The following is a 13413-nucleotide window of genomic DNA, read 5'->3' as shown; positions in this document are numbered from 1 at the left end:
CTCCCTAAACGAATGATGAGGGGCCTGAATAGCCGCTGGCGATGAAAACGGGAACCCCGACTTCGGCCGCAAAGAGTTGAAGCGGTGGTGATAGATCGGCAGGAACGTCGTTGGTGGAGGCGGATTGTCCGGGATGCAAAGTCAAGGAGAATCCAATGAAGAAGATCATTCTGGCATCCGCGTGCATCATGGCCCTGGCGACCGGTAGCGCCTTCGCGCAGACACAACCTGCTCCAGGCGCATCCAGTCAGGGCGAGGTTGGTCCCTCATCGCGGGGGCCCGCGACCAAAGGCATGACGACGGGCCGCGCATCGAACATGCAGAACGAGGCCAGCGACAGCAAGGGCGCACAGTCGCCATCCGCAGGTGGCACCAATACGAATAACATGGGCAACCAGGCCGGCGGCGGCGCGGGTTCTGGCGGCGGTGCCGGCTCCGGCGGGAAATAGCGCGAGAGATGACGTTGCAGCTGCGCGCAGCTTGAAGATTTCTGGGGGCTCGCTGCCAAGCGCGAGCCCCCGCTCATGTCGATCGCTAACCACCGCTATTCGCACGTTTGGCGTCCGCTTCGGAATTTGCTCTTGTTAGCTGGGCTGGCGCCAGACGATCGCGCCAACGCGCACAATGGTACGCGGATGTTCTGCAATTGGTCCCACCTAGATTGACATCGGTGTGACGGCCGGGGCAGTTTTTCACATTGCTGACGAATCAGCGATTGCCTCACGCCGAGTACCTCTTGGACAACTCCCAGTGCTTTCGAGACTGATATCGTTGCTGCGCCGCATCCCTGCGGTGAAATGGGCGTTCACCCGGCTCCGGCCCCTGCCGCACAGCGGCAGTGTCGACGTCGCACCGAGTGCCGCAAGCGACTCACCCGCCGTCACCTCCGACATTGCAGAAGCAGCTCCGTCTCTCGACACCGGTCTCAGCACCGCTCCGCGCTGCAGCGATGCCCAGATCGCGGTCGCGACTCCGGTCGCAGGGAATGATACTGTCATCGCGGAAAGCCCATCTGCGGCGCCAATCGATGTCGACGCCGGCGACCACCCGACCCTGGAGATGCCGGTAGACGTCGAACCGGTCGTCGTCGAAAAGGTTGCGCTCTCGTCGGCCGAGAGCGAGCCGGTTGATGTTCCTGAAGTCATCAGCAACGATCCGCCGGCAGAACTCTCGGCGAACCCTGAACCCGCCGTCGTGGAAGAGACAGCGGTCGCAACCGCCGCCGTCGAGGTCGAGCCGGTCGATATTCCTGCGCCCCTCATCAGCAGCAATCCAACTTGCGAACTCCAGGCCAACGTCGGACCCATCGCGGAGGAGGCGCCGGTCGCGGCCGCCGACGTCGCGATTGCCTCGGTTGACGCACCCGTTCTCATCGTCCACGATGACACCTCCACCGACCTCCCAGGGGATGTTGAGCTGGCCGTCGCAGACGACTCGCGTGTCGCGCTTGCCGAGAGCGAAGTCTCGGCGGAGGATATTGCCGAGAGCGGCATCGACAGGGCTCCGTCTCCCAGTGTCGTCGTAGAGATCGAGCCCGGCTTCGCTGGCGATTCCGCGCTTGTCGCAACGATCGTCGCAGCGGACGCTTCCACCAACACACCGAGCGTCGTCACCGATGTCGCGCCGGAGCCGATCCTCGAGTCTCCCGCTGCGAAGACACCCAGCACGCGGAAGCCTCGGCCAAAGGTCGCAGAGCCTACCGACCGCGCCGCGCTGATCCGGCAGCGCTGGGCCGAGACCGGGATCAGGATGTGGAATCCGCGCCTGCACGGCACCGGCGACGCCACGCTCAACATCCAGGGCAGTGTCGGACTGCTGCCGCCGGCGCCCGGCGAGACGATGCCGCGCTACGACAAGCTGGAATTCAGGATGCTCGGCGGGCAGATCGTCTGCGAGGGCGTCATCGTCGAGGCGCCCGCGCATGCGAGCCAGCGCAGTTTCACCCGGCTCGCCGAGCCTGGGAAACACGACCGCGCCCGCGAGCCGGTGCGGGAGCGCCAGGCCGCCCTCGCCTGATCCTTTCTTCTGCGGCCACCGGTGCGATGTGCTAGGTTGATGTCCCGACATGGGAGATCGCATATGCGCGCAAGGTCATTGTCTCTGATCCTGATCGCCGCCTTCTGCATCTCGCAGCCCGCTCTGGCCGCGGACAAACGGCCACGTCATGCGGCTGCTCCTGCCACCGATCCGGCCGCGCCCTACAAGGCCGATCGGCTCTCTTCCTCACGCGGCGAGACAATCCTCAACACGCCCGGCCAGACCACCGTGCTGACGCGGCAGGTCCTCGACGCATGAACGCGACGAGCCTCCGGGACGCCATGCGCTCGACCGCCGGCGTGACGATCGGGCGCTAGGCGTCTCGCACCGCTTTCGGCCGACCCGCGTTGTTCCCACGCGGCACATCGATATTTCCAGGCACGAAGCAGTTGCCCGCAACGCCAGCCACGATGTAACTTGCGCATCCTGAAGGCGATGGGCTGCGGCATTTCGCTGGATGATTTCGGCACCGGCTATTCCTCACTGAGCCACGTGCACCGGCTGCCGCTCGACAAGATCAAGGTCGACCGCAGCTTCGTCGCCGACATCAACGACAATCCCGTGAGCTACAAGATCATCAAGTCGCTCACGGGCCTGTGCGACGACATGGAGATCGCCTGTGTTGCCGAGGGCGTCGAGACTCGTGCTCAGCTCGACACCCTGCGCCGCCTGGGGTGTGACTTCATCCAGGGCTATTATTTCGCAAAGCCCATGCCGGCCGACGCGATCGGCGACTATCTCGCCAAGGAACAGCTGCGCCTCGACGGCGCCGACGCCAAGGTCGTGGCCTGAGGCGCGGCTACTTCGCTAAGCTCGGCAGATCGAGACCCTTGTCACGGGCGCAGTCGATCGCAATGTCATAACCCGCGTCGGCATGGCGCATCACGCCGCTGGCGGGATCGTTCCAGAGCACGCGTTCGATGCGTTTTGCGGCTTCCGGCGTGCCATCGGCGACGATCACCATGCCGGCGTGCTGCGAATAGCCGATGCCGACGCCACCGCCATGGTGTAGCGAGACCCAGGTCGCACCGCTGGCGCAATTGAGCAGCGCGTTGAGCAAGGGCCAGTCGGATACCGCGTCCGATCCGTCCTTCATCGCCTCGGTCTCGCGGTTGGGGCTTGCCACCGAGCCGCTGTCGAGATGATCGCGGCCGATGACGATCGGCGCTTTCAATTCGCCGCGCGCCACCATCTCGTTGAAGGCAAGGCCCAGGCGATGGCGATCACCAAGGCCGACCCAGCAGATCCGCGCCGGCAGGCCCTGGAACTTGATGCGCGCCTTGGCCATGTCGAGCCAATTGTGCAGATGCTTGTCGTCAGGCATCAGCTCCTTGACCTTGGCGTCGGTCTTGAAGATGTCCTCGGGATCGCCCGAGAGCGCGGCCCAGCGGAACGGCCCGACGCCGCGGCAGAACAGCGGACGAATATAGGCCGGAACGAAGCCCGGGAAATCGAAGGCGTTCTTCAGGCCCATATCCTGCGCCATCTGGCGGATGTTGTTGCCGTAGTCGAGCGTCGGAATGCCCTGCGCGTGGAAATCCAGCATGGCCTTCACGTGCTCGACCATCGACGTCTTCGAGGCACGCTCGACCGACTTCGGGTCGGATGCGCGCTTGGCTTCCCATTCGGCCAGCGTCCAGCCCTTGGGCAGATAACCGTTGATCGGATCGTGCGCGCTGGTCTGGTCGGTGACGACGTCGGGCTTCACGCCGCGGCGCACCAGCTCCGGGAAGATCTCGGCGGCATTGCCGAGCAGGCCGACCGAGACCGCCTTCTTCGTCTTCGCGGCCTCTTCCATGATGGCGAGCGCTTCGTCGAGGGTTGCGGCCTGCCGATCGAGATAGCCGGTGCGTAAGCGCATCTCGATGCGGCTCGGCTGGCATTCGACCGCGAGCATCGAAGCACCGGCCATGGTCGCAGCCAGCGGCTGCGCGCCGCCCATGCCGCCGAGGCCGGCGGTGAGAATCCATTTGCCGGCGAGGCTGCCGCCATAATGGCGACGACCGACCTCGACGAAGGTTTCGTAGGTGCCCTGCACGATGCCCTGGCTGCCGATATAGATCCAGGAGCCTGCAGTCATCTGGCCGTACATCATCAGGCCTTTCCGATCGAGCTCGTTGAAATGATCGAGCGTCGCCCAGTGCGGCACGATGTTGGAGTTCGCGATCAAGACACGCGGCGCGTCGGCATGGGTGCGGAAGACACCGACCGGTTTTCCGGATTGGATCAGCAAGGTCTGGTCGTTTTCGAGCTTGCGTAAGGCCGCCGTGATCCGGTCGAAGCTCTCCCAGTCGCGCGCGGCGCGGCCGATGCCGCCATAGACGACGAGCTCGCTCGGCCGCTCCGCCACATCGGGATCGAGATTGTTCATCAGCATGCGCAAGGGCGCTTCCGTCAGCCAGCTCTTGGCGCTGATCTCGCTGCCGCGGGGCGCGCGGATGGTACGGTCATTGTCCAGTCGGCGGTTCATGCGGACCTCTTAGTCAAGTCTCGGAAACGGATCGGATGGAAGTGCGGTGATCGCGATCGCCGGCAGCGCGTCGGCCTCGATCAGTTCAGCTGCCTTGGCGAGATCGCCGGCCATGTAGCGGTCGGCACCGAGTGCTGGCACTTGCTCACGAAGCGCGGCAATGACGGCAACGAGCGGCGCGCTGGTCGCATGCGGCGCGCGCAGTGTGATGCCTTGGGCGGCGACCAGAAGCTCGATGCCGAGTATGGCAGCAAGATTGTCGGCCATGTCGGACAGGCGTCGCGCGGCATGCGCGGCCATCGAGACGTGATCTTCCTGGTTCGCACTGGTCGGGGTCGAATCGATCGAGCAGGCGAGCGCGCGCTGCTTGTTCTCGGCATAGAGCGCGGCCGCCGTGACCTCGGCGATCATGAAGCCGGAATTGATGCCGGGGTCGGGCGTCAGGAACGGCGGCAAGCCGAAATTGAGCGCGGGGTCGACCAGCGTCGCGATGCGCCGCTCGCTGATCGCGCCGATCTCCGATAGCGCCAGCGCAATCGCGTCGGCGGCAAAGGCCACCGGCTCGGCGTGGAAATTGCCGCCGGAGACGATCTCGCCCGTCTCGACCAGCACCAGCGGATTGTCGGTGACGGCGTTGGCCTCGATGATCAGCGTGCGCGCTGCCTGCGTGATCAGGTCGAGCGCCGCGCCCGTGACCTGCGGCTGGCAACGCAGGCAATAGGGGTCCTGCACGCGCTCGTCGCCTTCGAGATGCGACAGGCGGATGTCGCTGCCGTCGAGCAGCGCCGTCAATGTCGCCGCCGCGGCGATCTGCCCGGCATGACCGCGTAGCGCCTGGATTTCAGGGCGGAACGGCGCTGTCGAGGCCATCGCGGCATCCACCGACAATGCGCCGGTCACGAGCGCTGCGCGGGCCAGGCGAAACGCACGCAGCACGCCGGAGATCGCGTAGGCCGTCGACAATTGCGTGCCGTTGATCAGCGCGAGGCCCTCTTTGGGGCCAAGCGTCAGCGGCGCGAGACCGGCGGCCTTTAGTGCCTCGGCGCCAGATACGGTTTTCCCGTCAATGATGGCCTGCCCCTCGCCGATCATCACTGCCGTCATATGCGCGAGCGGTGCAAGATCGCCGGAGGCGCCCACGGAGCCCTGCTGCGGCACCAGCGGATAGACACCCCGCGCCAGCATTGCCTGCAGTTGCTCGATTACCTCGCAGCGCACGCCAGAGGCGCCGCGCCCGAGCGAGACGATCTTCAGCGCCATCATCAGCCGCACGATCGGTTCCGGTGTCGCCGGGCCGACGCCGCAGCAGTGCGAGACAATCAGGTTGCGCTGGAGCAGCGCAGTCTGGTCCGGCGGAATGCGCTTCGACGCAAGCTTCCCGAAGCCGGTGTTGATGCCATAGACTGGGACATCCGCGCGCGCGGCTCTTGCGACGATCTCCGCCGCGGCTTCGACGCGGGGCCAGAATGAGGGATCGAGCACGACGGGCGCACCATCGAGCACGCAGGCGAGATCATCGAGACTGACCGTCCCCGGTCTGACGACGATCGCTGTGTCCTGCTCCGTCACTGCCCCCTCCATATCCGCTCGTGCAGCGGATTGAAGCCGATGCGGTAGACCAACTCGGCCGGCCGCTCGATGTCCCAGATCGCGAGGTCGCACCATTTGCCGGCCTCTAACGTGCCGGTCTCATCCAGCACATCAAGCGCCCGCGCCCCCTCGCGCGTCACGCCGGCAAGGCATTCGGCCACCGTCATCCGGAACAGGGTCGCCCCCATGTTCACCGTGAGCAGCAGCGAGGTCAGCGGCGAGCTGCCGGGATTGCAGTCGGTCGCCAGCGCCATGTGCACGCCAAGCCTGCGAAACGTCTCGACCGGCGGCTTTTGCGTCTCTCGGATGAAGTAGAAGGCGCCGGGCAGCAGCACCGCCACCGTTCCGGCCTTCGCCATCGCGACGGCGCCGGCTTCGTCGGTGTGCTCGAGATGATCGGCCGAGAGCGCCGAGAATTTCGCGGCAAGCGCGGCACCGCCGAGATTCGAGAGCTGGTCGGCATGAAGCTTGACTGGAAGTCCAAGCCCCCTCGCCGTCTCGAACACCCGCGCGGTCTGCTCGGCGGAGAACGCGATTCCCTCCATGAAGGCATCGACGGCGTCGGCAAGGCCTGCCTTAGCGACCGCGGGCAGCATCTCCTTGCACACGAGATCGATGTAACGATCCTTGTTGCCCTCCGCCTCCGGCGGCAGTGCATGCGCGCCGAGGAAGGAGGTGCGGATCGCAACCGGCCGATGGCCACTGAGGCTGCGCGCGGCGGCAAGCTGACGCATCTCGGTTTCGGCATCGAGGCCGTAGCCGGACTTGATCTCGACCGTGGTTGCGCCCTCCGCGATCAACGCATCGAGCCGCGGCAGCGCGCCTGCGACGAGCTCGGTCTCGCTCGCCTTCCGCGTCGCAGCCACCGTCGAGACGATGCCGCCGCCGGCGCGCGCGATCTCCTCGTAGCTCGCTCCCTTCAGGCGCAGCTCGAACTCGTGCGCGCGGTTGCCCCCATAGACCAGATGGGTATGGCAATCGACGAGGCCGGGCGTGATCCAGCGTCCCTCGCAATCGATCCTCTCGGGCGCATCAGCATCCGACGGAAAATCGGTCTGCGCATCCGCATAGACGATACGGCCGCCGCGCGCGGCGATTACGCCCCGCTCGATCTCGCCAAGGTCAGGACGGTCAGCCCGCATCGTGGCGAGCCGGGCATTGTGCCAGATCCGGTCGAAGTGCTCTGCCATGCAACGGCCCCTTCGTGGGATGCTTGACTTATATGTCTAGACATATAATCGTGGGGCGGTTCTGTCCAGCCGGCGTGTAATCATGACCCGACTGCATTTCGCCTCCGCGCTCCTGCCCTCGGGCTGGGCCAATGACGTGCAGGTGGTCATCACCGCCGGCGCGATCGCGGCGGTGACGCCGAATGTGGCGCCGGCCGCCGGCGACGAGCGCCACGCAATCGCGCTTCCGGGATTGGCGAGCCTGCACAGCCACGCGTTCCAGCGCGGCATGGCGGGCCTCGCCGAGTTGCGCGGCGGCAGCACCGATACCTTCTGGACCTGGCGCGAGACGATGTATCGCTTCGCGCTGGCGATGACGCCGGATGACGTTACAGCCGTCGCGACGCTGCTCTATGTCGAGATGTTGGAGCAGGGTTTTACCCGCGTCGGCGAATTCCACTATCTTCATTATGATCGCGACGGCTCGCCCTACGCTGATCTCGGCGAGATGGCCGCGCGCATCGCACAGGCTGCCGAAGCGTCAGGCATTGGCCTGACACTGCTGCCAAGTTTTTATGCGCATGGCTCCTTCGGCGGCGCAGCGCCGCATGCCGGCCAGCGCCGCTTCATCTGCTCGGTCGATCAGTTCGCCGCTCTGATGGCCGCATCACGCAAGGCCATCGCAACATTGCCGGGCGCCAATATCGGCATCGCGCCGCACAGCTTGCGCGCGGTGACGCCGGACGAACTCGCCGCGATCATTCCGCTGGCCGATGGCGGGCCGGTGCACATTCATGCCGCCGAACAGGTGAAGGAAGTCGAGGATTGCCTGGCATGGTCGAGCCGGCGGCCGGTGCAATGGCTGCTGGAGCACGCGCCCATCGATCAACGCTGGTGCCTCATCCACGCCACCCATACGACGGATGAGGAAGTCACCGCATTCGCCAAGACCGGCGCGGTCGCGGGTCTCTGCCCCATCACGGAAGCGAGCCTCGGCGACGGCATCTTTCCGGCGCGCGAATTTCTCGCCGCCGGCGGCGCGTTCGGCGTGGGCACCGATTCCAACGTGCTGATCGGCGTCGCCGACGAGTTGCGCCAGCTCGAATACGGTCAGCGTCTGAAGCATCGTCAGCGTAACGTGCTCTCCAGCGGTGCGGGGCGCTCGACCGGACGCACGCTGTTCGATCATGCGCTTGCAGGCGGCGCGCAAGCGCTGGCGCAGCCGACAGTCGGCCTCGCGCCGGGTGCGCGCGCTGATATCGTCACGCTCGACACGGCACATCCGTCGCTGGCGGGGCGCGCACGCGACGCCATCATCGACGGCTGGATCTTCGCGGCCGGCGGCGGCGCGATCGATTGCGTTTGGGCCGGCGGCGCCAAGGTCGTCGAGAATGGCCGGCACAAGCTGCGCCAAGCCGCACGCGAGCGCTTCAACGCCTCCATCCGGAGGCTCGTCGCATGAGCCTCGCGACCGGTGCGACCGACAAGCCGACGCTCTATAAGCGAATCCGCGCCGATATCGAAAAGCGCATTTTGACCGGCGAATGGCCGCCCGGACATCGCATCCCCTTCGAGCACGAGCTGGTCGCGCGTTACGGCTGCTCGCGCATGACGGTGAACAAGGCGCTGTCGGAGCTGGCGCAAGCCGACCTGATCGAGCGGCGGCGGCGCGCCGGCTCCTTCGTGCGCCGGCCGCAGCACCAGTCCGCCGTGCTCAAGATCGCCGACATCCGCGCCGAAATCATCGCGCTCGGCCGCGCTTACGGCTACGAGCTGATCGGCCGCAAGCTGCGCACGGCGACCGCCGCCGACCGCGACCGCCTGGGCGTCAAGAAGGCCGGCAAGGTGGTCGCGATCGCCTGCCGGCACAGCGCCGACAACGTGCCCTTCGCCGTCGAGGACAGGCTGATCGATCTGTCGTCCGTGCCGAATGCTGCGACCGCGGATTTCTCGCGCGAGCCGCCCGGCTCGTGGCTGCTCCATCATGTGCCATGGACGGAGGCCGAGCATACCATCAGCGCTATCGTTGCGGATGATCGCGCGGCGAAGGCGCTCGACATCGCAATCGGCGCGCCCTGCCTCGTGATCGACCGCTATACCTGGCGCAGCGCGCGCACGATCACCGCGGTGCGCCTGCTCTATCCCGGTGACTCTCACCGCCTTGTCGCCCGATTCAAGGGAGGCTGAGAGAACAATGTCGGCACAGTTCGTGCAATGCTTCGGGCAACGGTCCAAATGGACCGACAAGGATCAACAGGACGTCAATCCATCGATCGGCAAGAGGACGACAATCATGCGTAGTTCGAAAGTATTTGTGACAATCATTGCCCTCGCGACCGCCACTCCGGTGCTCGCCGACGACGTCAAGGTCGGCATCGGCATCTCCGGATGGACCGGCTTCGCGCCGCTGACGCTGGCGAAGGAGGCCGGCATCTTCAAGAAGAACGGCCTCGACGTCACCATCAAGAAGATCCCGCAGAAGGACCGTCACCTCGCGATCGCCTCCGGCGACGTCCAGTGCGCGGCAACCACCGTCGAGACATGGATCTCATGGAACGCCAACGGCGTTGCGACCAAGCAGATCTTCCAGCTCGACAAGAGCTACGGCGCCGACGGCATGGCCGTGCGCAACGACCTGGCTTCGATCAAGGATCTGAAGGGCAAGACCGTCGCCGCCTCCGCGCCCGGCACCTCGCCCTATTTCGCGCTGGCCTGGATGCTCAAGAAGAACGGTCTGTCGGTGAAGGACGTCACCGTCGTCAACCTCGAGCCGGCTGCGGCTGCGCAGGCCTTCGTCTCCGGCCAGAACGATGCCGCGATGACGTATGAACCGTATCTTTCGACGGTTCGTGCCGCGCCCGACAAGGGCAAGATCATCGCAACCACGCTCGACTACCCGATGGTCATGGACACATTCGGCTGCACGCCGAAGTTCCTCACCGAGAACCCGAAGGCCGCCAAGGCACTTGCCGACAGCTATTTCGCGGCGCTCGACATGATCGCCAAGGATCAGGCCAAGGCCTACGAGATCATGGGCGCCGACGTGAAGCAGTCCGGCGAGCAGTTCGGCAACTCGGCGAAATATCTGCGTTGGCAGGACAAGGCGGCGAACCAGAAGTTCTTCGCCGGCGATTTCCTGACCTTCAACAAGGAGGCCGCCGAGCTCCTACTCGAGATCGGCATCATCAAGACCGCGCCGAAGGTCGAAGACCTCTTCGACGCGAGCTACATCAAGTAACTTCTGCAAGTGGCCGGTTCCGCCAAGAGGCGGAGCCGGCACATGATCGACTATTCGGATAGACAGTTTGATGCGTCCCCTGGATCCCGTGACATCGAAGCAACGCATGGCGTACGGCCTTGCATTCTTCATGCTGTTCGTTGCCCTCTGGTCCTGGGCGACGCTCGGCGGCCATGTGTCGAAGACATTCCTCGCAAACCCGCTGACCATGCTGCAGGAAGGTTACGACCTGCTGACGAAGCAGGGCTTCGTCTACGACATCGGCCTGACGATCTGGCGCGTCGTCGGCGGCTTTGCCCTCGCGGCAATCATCGCTGTGCCGCTCGGCGTGCTGATGGGTGCATACAAGCCGGTCGAAGCTTTCCTCGAACCGTTCGTCTCCTTCGCGCGCTATCTGCCTGCGTCCGCCTTTATTCCGCTCCTGATCCTCTGGGCCGGCATCGGCGAATTGCAGAAACTGCTCGTCATCTTCATCGGATCGGTGTTCCAGGTCATCCTGATGGTTGCCGTGAACGTCGGCGCGACCCGGCGTGATCTGGTGGAGGCGGCCTATACACTCGGAGCCAGCGACCGCGGCATCATCCGCCGCGTGCTGCTGCCCTCCTCCGCGCCGGAGATCGCAGAAATTTTGCGGCTGGTGCTCGGCTGGGCCTGGACCTATGTCATCGTCGCCGAGCTGATCGGCTCGTCCTCGGGCATCGGCCACATGATCACCGACAGCCAGGCGCTGCTCAACACCGGCCAGATCATCTTCGGCATCATCGTGATCGGACTGATCGGCCTCCTGTCGGACTTCATGTTCAAGGCGTTCAACGCCTGGCTGTTTCCGTGGAGGCTCGCATGACGATCCTCAAGATCGAGCAGGTCTCGCGCACCTTTCCCGCGCGCCATGGCAATGCGCCGACCAGGGCGCTGGAGCCGACCGATCTCGTCATCGGCAACAACGACTTCGTCACCATCCTCGGCCCGTCCGGCTGCGGCAAGTCCACGCTGCTCCGTATCGTCGCCGGCCTCGATCGCCCCACCAGCGGACGTGTCACGCTCGATGGGCGCGAAGTGACCGGCCCGGGCGCCGATCGCGGCATGGTGTTCCAGTCCTACACCCTGTTTCCCTGGCTGACCGTACGCGAGAACATCGCCTTCGGCCTGCGCGAGCGCGGCGTGTCGCAAGACGAGCGGAACAGGATCGCCGATGCTTTCATCCGCCAGGTCGGACTGTCCGGCTTCGAGAACCACTGGCCCAAGCAGCTCTCCGGCGGCATGCAGCAGCGCACGGCGATCGCCCGCGCGCTCGCCAACGATCCGAAAATCCTGCTGCTCGACGAGCCCTTCGGCGCGCTGGACAACCAGACCCGCGCCTTGATGCAGGAGATGCTGCTCGGGATCTGGGAGCGCGACCAGAAGACCGTGCTGTTCGTGACCCACGACATCGAGGAGGCGATCTTCCTCGGCAGCCGCGTCATCGTCATGAGCGCGCGCCCCGGCCGCATCAAGGCCGAGATCCATGTGGACCTGCCGCATCCGCGTTCCTACAAGATCAAGACCACGCCGGAATTCGTCCAGCTCAAGGAGCGGCTGGTCGAGGAGATCCGCACCGAGGCGCTGAAAGTTGCCGAACATGCCTGACACCCCGCCCCGCGCCGACGGGAAGCGCGTCCTCGCCGACCTCAACGCGCTGCGCGCCATCGGCGCCTACAAGACCGGCGTGCACAAGCCGACCTTCTCCGAGCCGCACAAGCAATCGCTGGACTGGTTGGTGCGGAAGCTGCCCGACGCCGGCCTCTCCGCCACGATCGACGGCATTGGCAATGTCTTCGGTACCAGCGCAAAGCCGGGACCGAAGCTGCTGGCGGGATCGCATCTGGAAAGCCAGAATTACGCCGGCTGGCTCGACGGTCCGCTCGGCGTCGTCTATGCGCTCGAAGCCGCGCGCGTCCTCAATGCCGATCCCTCGTTCAAGGGCGCGGTCGAGGTCGCCGCTTGGTGCGACGAGGAAGGACATTTCGGGCACTTTCTCGGCTCGCGCTCCTATGTCGGCCAAGTGACCGAGGCCGACATCGATGCTGCCCGCGACCGCACCAGCGGCCGCACCATGCGCGATGCACTCGCCGAGATGGGGCTCTCGGGGCGCCCGCGCATCACCGTCCCGCCAAGCCGGCACGTCGGGTATCTGGAGGCGCATATCGAACAGGGCGACACGCTTGAAAGCGGCCGCCTCGCGATCGGCGTCGTGACCTCGATCGTTGGCATCTGGCAATACCGGATCAATTTCGTCGGCGAGCAGAACCACGCCGGCACCACCCGCATGGCCGTGCGAAAGGATGCCGGCCTGGCGCTGGCCAAATTCTGTGTCGCGATCGACGAACGTTTTCCCGATGCCTGCGGACCGCGCACGGTATGGACCACCGGTCGCATCACGCTCGATCCCGGCGCACCGAGCATCATTCCGGGTGGAGCAGAAATGCTGTTCCAGATCCGCGACGACGACCCGGCGGTCATCGCGCGGCTCGAGCAGTTGCTGCGGACCATGGCCGACGAGGTCAACGCGAAGGGGCCCTGCAGCGTCGCCGTGGAGAAACTGCGCACCGGGGCGCCGGCCATGATGAATGCCGGCTTCCAGGATGCCATCGAAGCGGCGAGCAAGGCCCTGGCTGGCGGTCGATCCGTCCGCATGCCCAGCGGCGCCGGCCACGATGCGCAGATGCTGGCAACGATCATGCCCGCGGCGATGCTGTTCGTGCCGTCGATCGGCGGCATCAGCCATCACTGGACCGAGAACACCGCCGATGCCGACATCGCCACCGGCGCGCAGGTGTTTGTCGACGCCTGCCGCCGCATCCTCGGCGGCTGAGCATACGGGCCGTCGCTGGCCGATCGATCGGGCATCGATCGTGGCGGGATCGGGCAAA

The 13413-nt window shown here is 65.5% G+C and carries 13 protein-coding genes and 1 pseudogene; 10 read left to right on the top strand and 4 right to left on the bottom strand.

Annotated elements, in window-relative coordinates; all coding sequences use genetic code 11:
- Positions 1-4: 4 nt before the first annotated feature.
- Entirely contained in the window at positions 5-169 is a 165-nt protein-coding gene (locus ACNJX8_RS13155; protein ID WP_439360933.1) for a hypothetical protein, read from the bottom strand.
- Between ACNJX8_RS13155 and ACNJX8_RS13150 the strand changes: the two genes are divergently transcribed.
- The 4 genes and pseudogenes from ACNJX8_RS13150 to ACNJX8_RS13135 all read left to right on the top strand — a co-directional run.
- The gene (locus ACNJX8_RS13150; protein WP_128932441.1) at positions 156-449 is read left to right on the top strand and encodes a hypothetical protein; all 294 of its coding nucleotides are present in this window, start codon (positions 156-158) and stop codon (positions 447-449) included. The two genes, ACNJX8_RS13155 and ACNJX8_RS13150, sit on opposite strands and share 14 nt — an antisense overlap.
- A gap of 322 nt (positions 450-771) precedes the next feature.
- Entirely contained in the window at positions 772-2016 is a 1245-nt protein-coding gene (locus ACNJX8_RS13145) for a hypothetical protein (protein WP_439360932.1), read from the top strand.
- 63 nt (positions 2017-2079) lie between these two features.
- Entirely contained in the window at positions 2080-2295 is a 216-nt protein-coding gene (locus ACNJX8_RS13140; protein ID WP_439360931.1) for a TonB-dependent receptor plug domain-containing protein, read from the top strand.
- A 156-nt stretch (positions 2296-2451) separates the two neighbouring features.
- A pseudogene (locus ACNJX8_RS13135) lies at positions 2452-2829 on the top strand (EAL domain-containing protein); the annotation flags it as partial.
- Positions 2830-2836: 7 nt separating this feature from the next.
- Here ACNJX8_RS13135 and hutU read toward each other — a convergent pair.
- Genes hutU through hutI form a run of 3 tightly spaced genes read right to left on the bottom strand, consistent with a single transcriptional unit; the run spans position 2837 to position 7287 of the window.
- The gene (gene hutU / locus ACNJX8_RS13130) at positions 2837-4507 is read right to left on the bottom strand and encodes a urocanate hydratase (protein WP_439360930.1); all 1671 of its coding nucleotides are present in this window, start codon (positions 4505-4507) and stop codon (positions 2837-2839) included.
- A gap of 9 nt (positions 4508-4516) precedes the next feature.
- Positions 4517-6076, bottom strand: coding sequence for a histidine ammonia-lyase (gene hutH, locus ACNJX8_RS13125; protein WP_439360929.1), 1560 nt, complete (start codon positions 6074-6076; stop codon positions 4517-4519).
- Complete coding sequence (hutI, locus tag ACNJX8_RS13120) at positions 6073-7287, bottom strand: imidazolonepropionase (protein WP_439360928.1); 1215 nt, start codon at positions 7285-7287, stop codon at positions 6073-6075. The genes hutH and hutI overlap by 4 nt, the downstream gene beginning before the upstream one ends.
- A gap of 82 nt (positions 7288-7369) precedes the next feature.
- Between hutI and ACNJX8_RS13115 the strand changes: the two genes are divergently transcribed.
- The 6 genes from ACNJX8_RS13115 to ACNJX8_RS13090 all read left to right on the top strand — a co-directional run bounded on the left by ACNJX8_RS13115 (position 7370) and on the right by ACNJX8_RS13090 (position 13355).
- Positions 7370-8728, top strand: coding sequence for a formimidoylglutamate deiminase (locus ACNJX8_RS13115; protein WP_439360927.1), 1359 nt, complete (start codon positions 7370-7372; stop codon positions 8726-8728).
- A complete protein-coding gene (hutC, locus tag ACNJX8_RS13110; protein ID WP_128932434.1) occupies positions 8725-9453 on the top strand; it encodes a histidine utilization repressor in 729 nt (242 codons plus the stop codon). The genes ACNJX8_RS13115 and hutC overlap by 4 nt, the downstream gene beginning before the upstream one ends.
- 106 nt (positions 9454-9559) lie before the next feature.
- The gene (locus ACNJX8_RS13105; protein ID WP_439360926.1) at positions 9560-10504 is read left to right on the top strand and encodes an ABC transporter substrate-binding protein; all 945 of its coding nucleotides are present in this window, start codon (positions 9560-9562) and stop codon (positions 10502-10504) included.
- 70 nt (positions 10505-10574) lie between these two features.
- The gene (locus tag ACNJX8_RS13100) at positions 10575-11348 is read left to right on the top strand and encodes an ABC transporter permease (RefSeq protein ID WP_439361905.1); all 774 of its coding nucleotides are present in this window, start codon (positions 10575-10577) and stop codon (positions 11346-11348) included.
- Positions 11345-12130, top strand: coding sequence for an ABC transporter ATP-binding protein (locus tag ACNJX8_RS13095; RefSeq protein WP_164939435.1), 786 nt, complete (start codon positions 11345-11347; stop codon positions 12128-12130). Before ACNJX8_RS13100 ends, ACNJX8_RS13095 begins: the two co-directional genes overlap by 4 nt.
- Entirely contained in the window at positions 12123-13355 is a 1233-nt protein-coding gene (locus tag ACNJX8_RS13090) for a Zn-dependent hydrolase (protein ID WP_439360925.1), read from the top strand. The genes ACNJX8_RS13095 and ACNJX8_RS13090 overlap by 8 nt, the downstream gene beginning before the upstream one ends.
- The last annotated feature ends 58 nt before the right edge of the window (positions 13356-13413 follow it).

Origin of the sequence: Bradyrhizobium sp. SPXBL-04 (genome assembly GCF_051853035.1) — a bacterium.
GTDB lineage: Bacteria > Pseudomonadota > Alphaproteobacteria > Rhizobiales > Xanthobacteraceae > Bradyrhizobium > Bradyrhizobium zhanjiangense.
Note: the sequence above shows the minus strand (reverse complement) of the source record. Positions and strands in the feature narration are given on the sequence as shown.